The organism is Phycicoccus sp. DTK01 (assembly GCF_017312765.1).
Classification (GTDB): domain Bacteria; phylum Actinomycetota; class Actinomycetes; order Actinomycetales; family Dermatophilaceae; genus Phycicoccus; species Phycicoccus jejuensis.
In genome coordinates this window covers 160,470-175,106 of record NZ_BOPU01000002.1, presented here as the reverse complement: position 1 = coordinate 175,106, position 14,637 = coordinate 160,470, and the positions used below count along the sequence as shown (strand labels likewise).

At 73.1% G+C, this 14,637-nt stretch carries 14 protein-coding genes; 5 read left to right on the top strand and 9 right to left on the bottom strand.

The genetic code is table 11. The features are described 5' to 3' along the window. The first annotated feature begins 168 nt into the window (after nucleotides 1-168). The 3 genes from J3473_RS04570 (at nucleotide 169) to J3473_RS04560 (ending at nucleotide 2,821) form a co-directional block, all read left to right on the top strand. Complete coding sequence (locus tag J3473_RS04570) at nucleotides 169-663, top strand: dsRBD fold-containing protein (protein WP_207022107.1); 495 nt, start codon at nucleotides 169-171, stop codon at nucleotides 661-663. Between the two features lie 84 nt (nucleotides 664-747). After that, nucleotides 748-1,935: a hypothetical protein gene (locus tag J3473_RS04565; protein WP_207022106.1), complete on the top strand. Its 1,188-nt coding sequence runs from the start codon at nucleotides 748-750 to the stop codon at nucleotides 1,933-1,935. A 91-nt stretch (nucleotides 1,936-2,026) separates the two neighbouring features. After that, the gene (locus tag J3473_RS04560; protein WP_207022105.1) at nucleotides 2,027-2,821 is read left to right on the top strand and encodes a class I SAM-dependent methyltransferase; all 795 of its coding nucleotides are present in this window, start codon (nucleotides 2,027-2,029) and stop codon (nucleotides 2,819-2,821) included. A 193-nt stretch (nucleotides 2,822-3,014) separates the two neighbouring features. On the opposite strand, the gene J3473_RS04555 is transcribed toward J3473_RS04560, so the two are convergent. Beyond that, on the bottom strand, nucleotides 3,015-3,860 hold the full coding sequence (locus J3473_RS04555; RefSeq protein ID WP_207022104.1) for an aldo/keto reductase: 846 nt from the start codon (nucleotides 3,858-3,860) through the stop codon (nucleotides 3,015-3,017). A 106-nt stretch (nucleotides 3,861-3,966) separates the two neighbouring features. Between J3473_RS04555 and J3473_RS04550 the strand changes: the two genes are divergently transcribed. Together J3473_RS04550 and J3473_RS04545 are read left to right on the top strand one after the other, a co-directional pair. Next, complete coding sequence (locus J3473_RS04550) at nucleotides 3,967-5,085, top strand: aminotransferase class V-fold PLP-dependent enzyme (RefSeq protein ID WP_030526202.1); 1,119 nt, start codon at nucleotides 3,967-3,969, stop codon at nucleotides 5,083-5,085. A gap of 88 nt (nucleotides 5,086-5,173) precedes the next feature. Further along, entirely contained in the window at nucleotides 5,174-5,974 is an 801-nt protein-coding gene (locus tag J3473_RS04545) for an alpha/beta fold hydrolase (RefSeq protein ID WP_207022103.1), read from the top strand. 19 nt (nucleotides 5,975-5,993) lie between these two features. Here the strand turns inward: J3473_RS04545 and J3473_RS04540 are convergent, their stop codons facing one another. From J3473_RS04540 to J3473_RS04505, 8 genes are all read right to left on the bottom strand, one after another. Then, complete coding sequence (locus J3473_RS04540; RefSeq protein ID WP_207022102.1) at nucleotides 5,994-6,671, bottom strand: HAD family hydrolase; 678 nt, start codon at nucleotides 6,669-6,671, stop codon at nucleotides 5,994-5,996. 100 nt (nucleotides 6,672-6,771) lie between these two features. Next, nucleotides 6,772-7,800, bottom strand: coding sequence for an Lrp/AsnC family transcriptional regulator (locus J3473_RS04535; protein ID WP_207022101.1), 1,029 nt, complete (start codon nucleotides 7,798-7,800; stop codon nucleotides 6,772-6,774). Between the two features lie 10 nt (nucleotides 7,801-7,810). Continuing rightward, entirely contained in the window at nucleotides 7,811-8,662 is an 852-nt protein-coding gene (locus tag J3473_RS04530) for an alpha/beta fold hydrolase (RefSeq protein WP_207022100.1), read from the bottom strand. Nucleotides 8,663-8,676: 14 nt separating this feature from the next. Further along, the gene (locus J3473_RS04525; RefSeq protein WP_207022099.1) at nucleotides 8,677-9,846 is read right to left on the bottom strand and encodes a Xaa-Pro peptidase family protein; all 1,170 of its coding nucleotides are present in this window, start codon (nucleotides 9,844-9,846) and stop codon (nucleotides 8,677-8,679) included. Nucleotide 9,847: 1 nt separating this feature from the next. After that, nucleotides 9,848-10,744: an ABC transporter permease gene (locus J3473_RS04520; protein WP_207022098.1), complete on the bottom strand. Its 897-nt coding sequence runs from the start codon at nucleotides 10,742-10,744 to the stop codon at nucleotides 9,848-9,850. Further along, on the bottom strand, nucleotides 10,741-11,706 hold the full coding sequence (locus tag J3473_RS04515) for an ABC transporter permease (RefSeq protein WP_207022097.1): 966 nt from the start codon (nucleotides 11,704-11,706) through the stop codon (nucleotides 10,741-10,743). The genes J3473_RS04520 and J3473_RS04515 overlap by 4 nt, the downstream gene beginning before the upstream one ends. Nucleotides 11,707-11,767: 61 nt before the next feature. Continuing rightward, complete coding sequence (locus J3473_RS04510) at nucleotides 11,768-13,363, bottom strand: ABC transporter substrate-binding protein (RefSeq protein WP_207022096.1); 1,596 nt, start codon at nucleotides 13,361-13,363, stop codon at nucleotides 11,768-11,770. Next, the gene (locus tag J3473_RS04505) at nucleotides 13,363-14,574 is read right to left on the bottom strand and encodes a dipeptidase (protein WP_207022095.1); all 1,212 of its coding nucleotides are present in this window, start codon (nucleotides 14,572-14,574) and stop codon (nucleotides 13,363-13,365) included. The genes J3473_RS04510 and J3473_RS04505 overlap by 1 nt, the downstream gene beginning before the upstream one ends. Nucleotides 14,575-14,637: the final 63 nt, after the last annotated feature.

Sequence of the window (14,637 nt, the reverse complement as noted above, 5' to 3'; positions counted from 1 at the left end):
CGCAGTACGTGCGGCCACAGCGACACGTCCTGCGGTGTAGCCCGCGGCACTGCCGCGACGTCTTCCGCGGCGGCGCCGGGAGGAGGACGATGGGCTCGGGTGCCGGGGACCGTCGCCACCACCCCGGCACCCGGCCCGTCCCGGTGACGACCGACCGAGGAGGCGGCCGTGAGAGCGCACCCCGGACACCACATCGTGCTCGCCGGAGAGCGGGTCGACCAGCCGGCGAGGGCCGGTGAGGTGCTGACGGCGGGGCCGGGCGGCGACCCGCCGTGGACCGTCCGCTGGGACGACGGCCACACGAGCACCCTCTACCCGGGCGCGGGGGCCGTCCTGCGGGTGAGCGAGGAGGACGCGCCGCCGGCGGACGTCGCGACCCGGCCGGACCTCGGCACGATGCGCCAGTGGAGCGTGCGGGTCACGCTCTTCGAGCGCGGCGACGACACGACCGCGACCGTCGCCCTGCTCGCCGACACCCCCGACGCGCTGACCGCCCACGGCCGCAGCCACCGGTCGCCGCGCGACGCGGCCGACCCGCACATCGGCGACGCGGTGGCCGTGGCCCGGGCGCTGCGCGTGCTCGCCGACCGGGTGATGGCGGCGACCGAGCACGACATCGAGGTCCGGACCGGCGAGCACGACGTCCACGTCCGGGCGCGGTGACGTCCGCGGCACCTGACCACCTCCTGAGGACCGCGAGACCTGTGGGGCTTCCGTGACTCCTGGGACGGGTGTGACACTGCGCGGGTGACCGTCCGCCTGCGCGCCCGCTCGACGGCACGCCTGGTCGTCGCCGCGCTCGTCCTCGGGCTGGCCGGGACGGCCGCGACGACCCCGGCCCACGCCGACGACCCGGTCGTGCCCGGCGCGAGCCAGGTGCGTGCGGCCCGGGAGGCCGCCGCGAGCGCCGACCGGGAGGCGACCCGGCTCGCGGGCGAGCAGGCGGCGCTCGCCCGGCGGCTCACCGACCTGCAGCTCGGGGTGGCCCGCGCGGTCGACGCCCAGCGCACCGCCGAGCAGGACCTCGCCCGCGCGAGCGCCCTCGCCACGAAGGCCGGCGACGACCTCGAGCGCGCCCGCGCCGCGCAGGTGGCCGCCCACCGCGACGTCGCCGACGCGGCCGTGCGCGCCTGGACGAGCGAGGGCGAGGTCAACGCGCTCGAGCTGCTCCTCACCGGGTCACCGGAGTCGATGGCCGACGCGCAGGTGGTGCTCGACCTCCAGGGCCGACGCACGAGTGCGGCGCTGATCCGGGCAGCGGGTGCGGCGGCCGCGGGGGCCGCGCAGTCGGCGCACCTCGACGCCGCGCGCGAGGGGCAGGCCACCGCCACCCGGCGCGCGCAGGAGGCCAGGCAGGCCGCGGAGCGCGCCGAGGCCGACGCGGCCCGCGCGGCCGCCGCCCTCGCCGCCCGCGCCGAGGCCCTCGACGCGCAGGTCACCGCGCTGCGCGCCCGGGCCGCCCGGCTCGCGACCCAGCGCGCGACCGGCCTGCAGGCGCTCGCCCGGGCCCGCGCGCGGGCGGAGGCGCAGGCCCGTCGCCGGGCCGCGCGCGAGGCCCGCGCGGCCCGCGACCGCGCCGCGCGGGGCGGCGCCTCGACGCCGGTGGCCGGAGCGGGAGGTGGCTCCCCGGCGAGCGCCCAGCGCACGGCCCGCTCGCTGCTCGGCGCCCACGGCTGGGGCGGCGACCAGTACGGCTGCCTCGTCGACCTGTGGAACGGCGAGTCGGGCTGGAGCTGGAGCGCGACCAACCCCTCGTCGGGCGCCTACGGCATCCCCCAGGCCCTGCCGAGCTGGAAGATGGCGAGCGCCGGGTCGGACTGGCTGACCGACCCGACGACGCAGGTCCGCTGGGGGATGGACTACATCCAGCGGGCCTACGGCTCGCCGTGCGCGGCGTGGAGCGCCTGGCAGGCCCGCTCCCCGCACTGGTACTGACCCGCGGGCGACCGACCACCCCGTGGACACCGCCCGACCGGGGCGCGAGCACCCCCTTGCCCGCGCATCCCGCGGGAGTGACCGTGGGGTGATGGTCCCCTACACGCACGGACACGCCGAGCCCGTCCTGCGCTCGCACCGGTGGCGTACGGCCGAGAACTCGGCCGCGCACCTCCTGCCGCGGCTGCGTCCGGGCCTGCGCCTGCTCGACGTCGGCTCGGGACCGGGCACCATCACCGCCGACCTCGCCGGGCTCGTGGCCCCCGGCCGGGTCACGGCGCTCGAGGCGGACGACGCCTCCCTCGCCCTCACCGCCGCGGAGCTGCGCCGGCGCGGCGTCGGGGCCGACCTCGTCGTGGGCGACGTGCACGACCTGCCCTTCCCGGACGGCTCGTTCGACGTCGTGCACGCCCACCAGGTGCTCCAGCACGTCGCCGACCCCGTGCAGGCCCTGCGCGAGATGCGGCGCGTCTGCCGTCCTGACGGGGTGGTCGCCGCCCGGGACGCCGACTACGCCGCCTTCGCCTGGTGGCCGCGGCCGACGGGCATCGACCGCTGGCTCGACCTCTACCGTGACGCCGCCCGGGCCAACGGCGGTGAGCCCGACGCGGGTCGCCGCCTGCTCGGCTGGGCGCTGGAGGCCGGCTTCCCCGCGCCACACGTGACCGCCTCGACCTGGTGCTTCGCGACCCCCGAGGACCGGGCCTGGTGGGGTGGCTCGTGGGCGGACCGGATGACGGGGTCGCGGCTGGCCGACCAGCTGCTGCGCGAGGAGCGCTGCACCGCGGCCGAGCTCGAGGCCGTCGCGGCGGACTGGCGGGCCTGGGCCGACGCGCCGGACGGCTGGTTCACCGTCCTCCACGGCGACCTGCTCGCCTCCCCCTGACGCCCCTCGCCGCGCCAGACCTCACGCGTATCGGGTCATCCGATACGGGTGCGCTTCACCCCGGAACGGTTCTCGGGTGAAGCGCGGTCGTATCGGGTCACCCGATACGCAGGTGACTCGTGGGAGGACCCGGGGGGACGCCCGAGGGCCCGGCTCCGTGGTGGAGCCGGGCCCTCGGGCGGTCAGCGAGACTTCACTCGGGGACGTAGTCGAACTCGTCGGGGTTGGGGCCGGTGCGGCCTTCCTCGCCCTGGTCGAGCGCCGAGATGCGCGAGACCTCGTCCGGGGTCAGCGAGAAGCCGAAGATCTCGAAGTTCTCACGGATGCGCTCGGGGGTCACCGACTTCGGGAAGACGATGTCACCGCGCTCGATGTGCCAGCGCAGCGTGACCTGCGCCGGGGAGACGCCCTTGGCCTGCGCGATCTCGGTGATGACCGGGTCGCCGAGGACCTTGCCCTGCGCGATCGGCGACCACGCCTCGGTCGCGATGCCGTGCTCGGCGTCGGCCGCGCGGACGGCCTCGTTCGTGAAGTACGGGTGGACCTCGACCTGGTTGACGGCCGGCACCACACCGGTCTCGGCGACGATGCGCTCGAGGTGCGCCGGCTGGAAGTTCGAGACACCGACGGAGGCGGCGCGCCCGTCCTCGACGAAGGACGCCATCGTGCGCCACGTCGAGACGTAGTCGCCGTCGTAGAGCGTCGGGAGCGGCCAGTGGATGAGGAAGAGGTCGATCTTGTCGAGCCCGAGCTTCTCCATCGTCTCGCCGAAGGCGCGCTTCGCGTCGTCCGGGCGGTGGAAGCCGTTGTTGAGCTTGGAGGTCACGTAGATCTCGTCGCGCGGGATGCCGGAGGTGCGGATGGCCTCGCCGACCTCCGCCTCGTTGCCGTACATCTCCGCGGTGTCGATGTGGCGGTAGCCGATCTCGAGGGCGCGCGTGACGGCCTCTGCGGTGTCCGACGGCTCGATCTGGAACACCCCGAAGCCGAGCTGGGGGATGGTCGTGCCGTCGTTGAGCGTGATGCGGGAAACGGTCATGCAGGGTCCAGCGGTCAGCGGGCCGTGGGTATTCCGCTCACCGCCGGTGTGGAATCCGTGGCGCTCGGACGCCCGGGAGGGGGTCGGACGGGTGAGGATGTCTGTCATGGACCGACGGGACGACTACGCGCTGGCCCGCGGCCGTACCTTCCTCAACCACGGCTCGTTCGGGGCCACGCCCGCGACGGTGCTCGACGCCGCCCGCGAGGTCCGGGCCGACGCCGAGGCCGACTACCCGGGCTTCTACCACCACCGGCTCTTCCCGCAGCTCGACGCCAGCCGCCGCGCCGTCTGTGCGCACCTCGGCGTGCCCGAGGACCGCGGCGTGTTCGTCCGCAACGCCACGACGGCGATGCAGACGGTGGTCGACCACCTCGCGCTGCGCCCCGGCGAGCAGGTGGTCGTCACGAGCCGCGAGTACGAGGCCACCGTCGCGCTCATGGGTGTGCTCGCTGCGCGCGGGGTCGACGTCGAGGTGGTCGACGGTCGGCACGAGGGGCTCGTCGAGCGGCTGCTCGACGCCTGCGGCCCGCGCACGCGGGCGGTGGTCGTCAGCCACGTCACCTCGCCGTGGTCCCAGGTCAACGAGGTCGACCGGCTCTCCGCCGAGCTCTCGCCGCGCGGCGTCGCGACCGTCGTCGACGGCGCCCACACCGCCGGCCAGCTGAGGATGCCGGTGCGGCGTCCGGGGGTCTTCGTCTGCCTGACCCTCCACAAGTGGCTGCACCTGCCCAAGGGCGCGGGCTTCCTCGTCGTGCCCGACGACGCCGCCGACGACCTGCGCCCGGTCGTCACCAGCTGGTACTCGCAGTCCGGGTCGCTGACGGAGCGGTTCGCCTGGGGCGGGACCGACGACGTGGTCGCCCACCTCGTCGCCCCGACCGCCCTCGCCTACCACCGCGAGCTGCTCGACGACGGGCTGGTCGACCACTGGGAGAAGCTGACCGGGCACGCCGAGACCCTCCTGCTCGCGCTGCCCGGCACGAGCGTCCTCGCCCCGGCGCCGCGCGCCCCCGCGATGGTCGCGGTCGGCCTCCCGCCGGTCGACCCCGAGGAGGCCCTGCGCCGGATGCACGCGCGCGGCGTCGACCTCTGGTGCGCCGGCACCGACGAGGGCCCGGTGCTCCGGCTGTCCGTCGCGCCCTACACGACCCCGGAGGACGTCGACCACGGCGTCGGCGTGCTCGAGGAGGTCCTCGCCGGGATGCCGTGGCGGGCCGCCTGAGCCGCGCATCGTCCGTAAACCGCTTGCCGCGCCGGCTGCCTGCGGCGTTGACTGCCCGCATGACGTCCGTCCCCGGTCCCGCGTGCCGTTGAGCGACCGGTCCGTCGCGTACGAGCGCGCCGGCCGGCCCGAGGCATCGACCGTCGTGCTCCTGCACGCCGGGGTCGCCGACCGGCGGATGTGGGACCCGGTGTGGGACACCCTGACCGACGCGCACGACGTCATGCGGCTGGACCTGCGCGGCTTCGGCGCCTCGGACACCGCACCCGACGGCAGCGTGTGCCACCGCGACGACGTCGCGGCCCTCCTCGACGAGCTGGCCACCGGCCCGTGCCACCTCGTCGGCGCGTCGTTCGGCGCCGGGGTCGCGGCCGAGGTCGCCCTCGAGCGACCCGACCTCGTGCGCTCGCTCGTCCTCGCCCCGCCGGGCGGCAGCCTCCTCGTGACGATGACCGAGGACCTGCGGGCCTTCGTCGAGGCCGAGCGCGCGTTGCTCGCGGCCGGCGACCTGGACGGCGCCGTCGCGCTCAACGTCCGGACGTGGCTCGTCGGCCCCGGACGCACCGACGCCGACGTCGACCCGGCCTCGCGCCGGGCCGTCGCGACGATGCAGCGGCGCGCCTTCGAGGTCGAGGCGCTGCTCGGCGACCTCGACGTCGACGAGCCGGAGCCGCCCGCGGTCGAGCGCCTCTCGCGGCTCGAGGTGCCGGTGCTCGTCCTCGTCGGTGGGCACGACCTCGCGACGGTGCACGACGCCGCGGACCGCGTCGTCGCGGGCGCGCCCGACGTCGGTCGCGTCGACTGGGCGGACGCCGCGCACCTGCCCTCGATGGACCACCCCGAGCGCTTCGCCTGGCTGCTGCGCGAGTGGGTCGCACGCCTGAGCTAGCGGTTCACCGCCCGGCGGGTCATCCCCCGGTGACGCCGGCGAGGGCCGACCCCTCCCAGTGCCGCAGCAGGTCGGCCGGGTCCGCGTACGTCTCGACGCAGCCGGCCTCCCGCAGCTCGGCCGCGCTCGTGCCTCCGCACTCGACGCCGACGCACGGCATCCCGGCGCGGCGTGCGGCCTCGGCGTCCCAGACGGAGTCGCCGACGAACACCGCCTCCCCGGCGCCCAGCCCGATGCGCTCGAGGGCGACGTCGAGGATGTCGGTGTCGGGCTTGCTGCGCTCGGCGTCGGAGCTGGTGGTGCTCTCGTCGACCCAGTCGTCGGCGTCGAGCGCGCTCCGCAGGGCGTCGAGGTCGGTCCGGCCCGCGGACGTCGAGAGGACGACAACCATCCCCGCCTCGTGGCAGTGCCGCACGAGGTCGCGGGCGCCGGGCAGCGGGACGAGCCGCTCGTGCCACGCCGCGAACAGCGCCGCGTGCGAGGCGACGACCTCGTCGGCGACCGCCTCGTCGTCCCCGTCGAGGAGGTGGCCGACGATGCGGTCCGACCCGAGGCCGATGGCCCGGTGGATGCGGTGCATCGGCACGACGTGCCCGTGCTCGCGCAGGGCCTGCCACCAGCACGTCGTGTGCGCGTAGGAGGTGTCGACGAGGGTGCCGTCGACGTCGAGGAGCACGGCGCGGGGGGCAGTGGGCACGGAGGGCCTCCGGTGGGGTCGGGGACGGGACACCGGAGGGCTACCCGGCCCGGCGGGCCTGCACGCACGACGGGCGCGGCGGATGTGCGCAGCCGCGCGGTCAGGCCTCGACCTGCGCCACCTCGTCGGCCTCGGGTCGGCGCTCGTCCACCAGCGCCTGCCACCACGGGGTGCGCAGGAACCCTCGGGTGACCGTGAGGAGCTCGAGGCTCGCCTCCCAGCCGAGGACGCCGTCGATCGTTCCGAGCTCCTGGGTCAGGAAGGTGAAGACGTCGCTCGTGGAGGGGAGGATGAGCTCGCACATGAGAGAGCAGTCCAGCGTGGCCGCCAGGTACCGGACCCCGACGAAGTCCGCGAGGCGTCGCGCGACGGCATCCAGGCGCGAGGGCGTGACGGAGACGGTGAGGAGGATCTCGGCCTCGAAGCCCAGCGCGGGCGCCGAGACGAGTGTGAGCACGACAGCGCAGCCACGCTCGGTCATCGTCTCGAGCCGGCGGCGCACCGTGCTCTCGTTGACCCCGATGGTCTCGGCCACCGCGCGGAAGCTCGCCCGGCCGTCCTCCTTGAGGACCTCGAGGATCTGCCGGTCCGTGTCGTCGAAGTGCGACGGGTCGCACACGTGCAGCGCCGCCGCCGCCTCGTCACCCCGCTCCTGCCGCGCGAGGACTCCTTGGAGCCAGTGCTGGGACACCTTGTACTGGTGCAGCACGAGGTCGGTCCGGCAGGACTCCACGCCGTCGATCATCTGGATCTCGTCGACGAGCCGGGAGTGGAGGGCGTCGGCCTTGGGGATGACGATCTCGGCGACGAGGTCGTTGGCGCCGGTGACGAGGCAGAGGAAGCGCAGGTCGTCCCGCTCGGCCAGGACGCGCGTGACGTCCATCTGCCGACCCGCCCGGCACCGGATGCGCAGCACGAAGAGGTCCGAGGCGTCCGGGGTGTTGATGGCGTGGCTCACGCCCACGGCGACGACGCCCTTGCCGATGAGCTGCTGGCCACGGCGGGTCACCGTGGCGAGCGAGGAGCCGACCCGGTCCGCGATCTCCGTCCAGCTCGCCCGCCCGTCGGCCTGCAGAGAGGCGATGATCCGCCGGTCCAGCTCGTCCACCGCGGCGACACCCCCTGTCACGTCCGGCACCTCACGCCGGGGCGGGGTGCCCGAGCGCGTCCTGGAGGAAGGACCGCACGATACTCCGGAACTTGTCGGCCTCCTCGACCTGCGGGGAGTGCCCGGACTCCTCGAAGACGACGAGACGGGCGTCCGGCACCAGGTCCGCGATGCGCTCGCTGCAGGCCACCGGGGTGATCCAGTCGTCCCGGCCGACGAGCACGAGGGTCGGGCAGGTCACCGAGCCGAGACGACCCGTCACGTCGTAGCGGGGCATGTTCTCGGTGAAGGCCCAGTTGTGCGTCCGGTAGCGGTAGGGGGTCTGCTCGACCTTGCGGGCGACGGCCTCGGGGTCGTAGACGTGGTCGTAGAGCGGGAGGATCTCGGCCCAGCAGTCGCGCAGGTCCTCGTCGTCCCGCACCGCACCGTCCATGATCCGTTCGAACTTGGCCAGGTCGAGGTCCACGCGCGCACTGGAGAGCGCGTTGGCCCGGGCCAGCTCCTCGTTGGAGGAGTCCGGCGAGGTGTCCCGCAGGACCATGGCGAGCAGCCGGTCGGGGTGCCGGACCGCGTACTCCATCGCGATGAACCCGCCGTAGGACCCCCCGGCGATGACGAAGCGCTCGGCGCCCGCCCACTCACGCAGGGCATCGACGTCCGCCACCCACTGCTCGTGCGTGAACGGCTCGTTCCCCTCGCTGCGACCGGACCCGCGGGCGTCGAAGACGAGGACGCGGTAGGTGTCGGCCAGCGGCCCGAAGCTGGCGCGCGGCTCGGCCATGCTGCCCAGGCCCGGCGCGCCGTGGTGGACGATGAGCAACGGGGCACCCTCGGGGCCCGTCAGCTCGACCTCGAGCCGGTTTCCGTTGATGTCGACCTGCATGGGGTACCTCTCGGTCAGGCGACGACGATGTCGTCGAGGGCGGTCGGGAAGGTGGTGAGCGGCTCGGCAGCAGAGGACCCGACGAGGACGGAGTCCGAGATGCGGTACCCCGCGTGACCCGGGACGTAGAGACCCGGTTCGTTGGACAGGACGAACCCCTCTCGGATCACGGTCGGGTCACCGTCCTCCAGCCAGGGCGGCTCGTGCATGCCGAGCCCGATGCCGTGACCCTGCCGGTGCTGCAGGTACTCGCCGAGCCCGGCGTCGTGGATCACCGCCAGGCAGGCGGCGTTGGCCTCCGCGCAGGTGGAGCCGGGTCGGATGGCTCGCAGCCCCTCCTGGTGCGCTGCCCGGACGGTCTCGTAGTAGCGGACCTGTTCCGCCGTCGGCTCCCCGAGCAGGAAGGTGCGCTCCCCCTCGACGAACCTGCCCCCGACCGCGCACCCGAGCGAGAGCATGAAGGTCTCGCCGGGGGTGAGGCGGTGCTCCGACGGAAGCCCGTGCGGCCGGGCGCTGTTGGCCCCGGAGTAGACGAGCCCTCCGGCGAGGAAGCCGGTGACGACGACGTCCGAGTGCTCCGCGTACATCGTCCGGGTCCCCACCGCCCCGACGTGCGCCGCCAGCTCGGCCTCACTGGGCAGGTCGCCCCCGTCCGCGAGCGCGTCGCGCACGAGCTGCACCCCTGCCTCGAGCATGCGGTCGGTGATGCGCGCGGCCTCGCGGTGCAGGACCACCTCCTCGGGCCGCTTGACGCTCCGGCACCGGGCGACGACGTCCGTCACCCGGGGCTCGACCGCGGGCAGCGTGCCCTCGAGCAGGGCGACACGACCGACGGAGGTGCTGGGTGCGATGCCGACGGGGCCGGCCGCCACCCGGTCCGCGAGCAGCGAGAGCGGCTCGACCACTCCCGGGAACTCGGGGTAGACGACGAGGTCGGCGGCCGTCCCCTGCCACACGGCGTGCTCCTCCTCCAGCCGGGGCAGGAGCAGGACGGCATTCCCCTCGACGGGGAGCCACACGACGACCGGTCGCTCGCCGGGGTGGTGGAAGAAGCCGGTGAGGTAGGCGACGTCCTCGGGGTGGTCGAGGAGGAGGCCCACGAGCCCCTCCTCCTGGGCGGCGGACCGGACGTCCGCCTGCACCCGGACGTGGGCCTCGGCCCCCAGGCGTTGGGAGAAGGCCACGTCAGTCCTCCCTGGCCCGCGGGTTGCGGGCGTCGTTGTAGGCGATGGCCACGAGGGTCGCCGCGATGACGAGCAGGAGGATGGCCGCGGAGGGGAAGAGGGTGGTCCACCACGCGGTCGTCATCGAGCCGGACTGCTGGGACTCGTAGAGCACGCGACCCCAGGACCAGCTCGACGGGTCTCCGAGACCCAGGAAGGACAGGCCCGCCTCGGAGAGGACGGCCCGGCTGGCCGTGAGGACCACGGTGACGCTGATGACCGGCGCCACGGCGGGCAGCAGGTGCCGGCGCAGGATCCACAGGTGGCGCCCCCCGAGGACGCGGGCCGCGTCCATGTAGGGCAGCCCCACGACGGCGAGGGCCTGGGAGCGCACCACCCGCGCCACCTCGGGCCAGGAGAAGAAGGAGATGACGAGGATGATCGTCGACAGGGACGGCCCGGCGAGCGCGGCGACGAGGATCATCAGCGGGAGGACCGGGAGCGACAGGGAGAGGTCGACGACCATGCGCAGGAGGGTGTCGACCCGGCGGACGTAGGCCCCGAGCACCCCGACGACGACGCCGAGCGCGATGGCGAGCGCCGACGCCGCGACGCCGACGAACATCGAGACCCGCGTTCCCCAGATGACCTGGGCGAAGACGTCCCTCCCGAGGTTGTCGGTCCCGAACCAGTGCGCCGCGGACGGCGGCGCGAGCACGTCGGCGCTGAAGCCGCTGGGGTACTCCGCGATGAGCGGTGCCAGGGCAGCCATCAGCACGAGGACACCGAGAATGGCCGCCGCCCCCAGCCCCATCGGGTTGCGCCGGAACGCGTCCCACGTCGCACGTCCGGCCGCCTCGCCACGCTCGACGGGCTCGGCGGCGCCTCCCGCAAGGTCTTGCTCGAGGGCCGCGGTCATGCGTTCCTCACTCTCGGGTCGAGCAGACCGTAGGCCAGGTCGGTCAGCATGTTCGCGACGACGACCGTCGCCGCGAGGAGGAGGAAGGCCCCCTGGAGGACCGGGAAGTCGAGACGGATCACGGACTCGTAGATGGCCCGGCCGACGCCGGGGTAGGCGAAGATCGTCTCGGTCAGCACGGACCCTCCGACGAGGAAGCCCAGCTGGAGCCCGAGCAGTGTCGTGGTCGGCAGGAGCGCGTTGCGCAGCCCGTGCTTCCACACGACGAGCCGCTCCGGGGTGCCCTTCGCGCGGGCGAGGGTGCAGAAGTCCTCACCGAGCGCGTCGATCAGGGTGGAGCGCAGCGTGAGGACGTAGGAGCCGAGCGAGACGAGCACGAGACTCGTCAGCGGCAGCACGAGGTGACGCAGCACGTCGAGGTACCACGCGCCGCCGTACACGCCCTCGGCGTACGCGCCCCCGATCGGGAACCACCCGAGGACGAGGCCGAACACGTAGAGCAGGAAGATCCCCACGCTGGGGACGAAGAGGGACTGACCGGTCACCCCGATCACCTGCACGACCCGGTCGAGCGCCCCGTGGGCGTGGGTCGCCGCGGTCACCCCGAGCGGGATGCCCACGAGGACGGTGAGGACCACGGCCGAGCCGGCGAGCAGGACCGTCCACGGAAGCCGCTCCAGGAGGATCGCGCTGACCGGCTGGGCCTGGCTGAAGGACGTCCCGAGGTCACCGTGCAGCAGCTGACCGAGGTACTTGGCGTACTGGACCACGAGGGGGTCCGTCAGCCCGTACTTGGTCAGCAGCTCCTGGCGCATCGCGGCATCCATGTTCGTGCTGGCGATGGCGGTGGCGGGGTCTCCCGGGAGGAGCCGGAGCAGCAGGAAGGTGATGGTGACGGCGAACCAGAGCGTCACGAGCCCGTGGCCGACGCGCTTGGCGACGAAGACCGCGATGGGCGGCATGGGGTCTCCCCTCGGGGTGGGGGTGGACGGCGCCCGGGGGGCGGGCGCCGTCCACCGGCGGTCACGGGGTGCGGGTCACCCGGGCGAGCGACTCGGGGTCGATGATGGAGAGCAGCTCGCTCGGCTTGGTGACGAAGCCGGACCAGTCGGACCGGTGCGCCACGTAGAGGTTCTGCACGTACATCACGTTGTCGATCATCTGGTCGTGCACGTAGGCGGCCGCCTGGCGGACGAGCACCTTCTGCTGATCCGCGTCGACCGTCGCCTGGGCCTGCTGGATGAGGTCCGTCAGCGCGGGGTCGTCGACCTGCGAGTAGTTGATCGCGCCCTTCGGCAGGTACTGCAGGGCCATGTTCGAGACCGGCTCGTCCATGATCGCGAAGGAGCCCGCGTAGATGTCGTAGTCACCCTCGGCGGTCTTGGCGAGGTAGGTGTTGCGGTCCAGCCCCTGGAGCTCGATCGTGATGCCGGCCTTGGCCGCGCCCTCCTTGACGATGGACGTCCAGGCCGAGACGACCGGGTCCTGGAGGGAGTAGATCATCCGGAACGTCGGGTTCTGCACGCCGGCCTCGGCCAGCAGCTGACGCGACTTCTCGGGGTCGTAGGCGTACTCCGTGAGGTCCGGGTTCGCGTACTGCTTGAGCGAGTCCGTGATGGGGCTGCTGTTGGCGGTGACGGCCTGCCCCTGGACGGCGACCTCCCTGATCGAGCCGTAGTCGACCGCGTGCGCCAGGGCCTGCCGGACGCGGGCGTCGTCGAGCGGGGCGCGCTTCATGTTGTAGGTCATGTGCGTGAACCCCAGGCCCGGGACCTCGGCCACGTCGATGCCCTCGGTGGACTGCAGGCTGCGCACCTGCGCGGGCGGCAGGGCGTTGGCGATGACGTCGACGTCACCCTTCTTCAGGGCGAGGATCTCGGTGTTGACGTCGGGGTAGACCTTGAACTCGACGGCGGCGAGCGTGGGCTTGCCGTTCGGTGCCAGCGGGTAGCCCTCGACCCGTTCGAGGGTGTAGCTCTGACCCTTGGCCACGGTCTTCAGCCGGTAGGGGCCGGCGCTCACCCAGTCGGCGTCGTTGGCGAAGTCGTCGATCGTGGCGTGCTTCGAGAAGACGTGCTCGGGGACGACCGTCATCCAGAAACCGACCTCGGGAACGACGATGCTGTCCGGACGGGTGAGGGACACCTCGACCCTCGTGTCGGACACCGCCTTCGCCGTGTCGACACTGCCCATGAAGCCGTTGACCACGCCTCCCTTGGGGTTCTGGGTCTTGATGGTGTTGATCGTGTACGCCACGTCGGCCGCGGTCAGCTTCTCGCCGTCGCTCCACGTGAAGTCGTCCCGGATGTCGTACCACCCGGTGCGCCCGTCGTCGCTGTAGCCCCAGGAGGTGGCGAGCGAGGGCTGCTTGCTCCCGTCGGCGGCGATCGTCAGGAGGCGCGGGTACATGAGGTCGGTGACCCACGAGTCCGTCCGCGAGTTGCCGAGCATCGGGTTGAGGTTGACGACGTCCGTCGTCGTGGCGATCCGGAGGGTGTCCGCGGCGCCCGAGGTGCCGGACGCGCTGCCGCCCTCCTCCGGCCCGCTCGGGGCGCACGCCGCCAGGGCGAGCGCGGCCGCGGAGGCCACCACCCCGGTGAGGACCGTTCGGCGGCGCATCAGAACCACACCTCCTCGAGGACACGGACGATGTTGCCGCCGACGACCGCGCGGATCTCGTCGTCCGAGTACCCGTGGCCGACGAGCCAGCCGATGATGTTGTGGAAGCACTCGCCGGGGTTCTCGAGCCCGTCGACGTACGGCTGCTTCTCGTACTCGACGTGGCCGTGCGCCTGGCCGATGGACAGGTTGCTGCTGAAGGCGTCGTGGAGGCCGACGTGGTCCCCGAAGAGGGTGTCCGGCCCGAACGCGACGTGCTCGATGCCCACGACGTCGACGAGGTGGGTGAAGTGGTCCATGACGGACTCGAGGGAGTGCTCCGGGTGCTGGGGCGACAGCGTCGTGTGCGGAGCCGCCTCCAGCCCGATCACCCCGCCGCGCTCGGCCATCGCCTTGATGACGGCATCGGGCTTCATCCGGTTCGTGGGCCAGACCTCGCGCGAGCCGCAGTGCGTCATGAAGACCGGCTTCGTCGAGTGCTTGATGACGTCGAGGCTGGTCCGGTCCCCCGAGTGGGAGAGGTCGATGGCGAGACCGAGCTTGTTCATCCGGGTCACGGCCCGCTCCCCGAAGTAGGTCAGCCCGCCGTCCCCGCGCTCCTTGAGGCCGGAGCCGAGGTAGTTGGCCTCGGAGTAGGCGATGCCGATCTGCCGCACGCCGAAGCCGTAGAGGATGTCGAGGCGGTCGACCTCGTTCTCGATCATCGTCGCGGCCTCGAGCCCGAACACGAGGGCGAGCCGGCCGTCCTCCTGGGCCCGCCGGATGTCCGCCAGCGACTCGCCCTTGACGACGTAGTCCTGGTGGGCGAGGTCGGCCATCCGCATGCCCAGGTCGTGCAGGACGTCGACCCACTTCCAGCCGCCGTCACTGCTGATGCAGCAGGTGCCGTCCATGACGTTGTCGAACACGGCGGTCATCCCCGAGCGGGCGAGACCCTCGTAGCCGGTCAGCTCGCGGCCGGTGCGGATGTACGCGCGAAGGTCCTGGTGGAGGTTCTCGGGGAAGAGCGACGGGTGGTCGTGCAGCGAGATGACCATCGACTCGGTGAGCAGCCGCTCGGTGCGCTCCTGTTCGGCCGTGGTGAGATCGAGCCCCGTGTAGGCCGGGACCCTCCCGACGTCCGTGGCCATCGGGATGTCCGGGAAGTCGACCCCCGGCTCCAAGTAGCTGTAGGAGCGGTAGGACTTGTACTGCGGGGACGGGTCGAGCATGAGGCTCCTCCGGGCGGCAGGGATTGACGATTACAGGCGAAGTGGCGACAGAGTTGCAAGAAA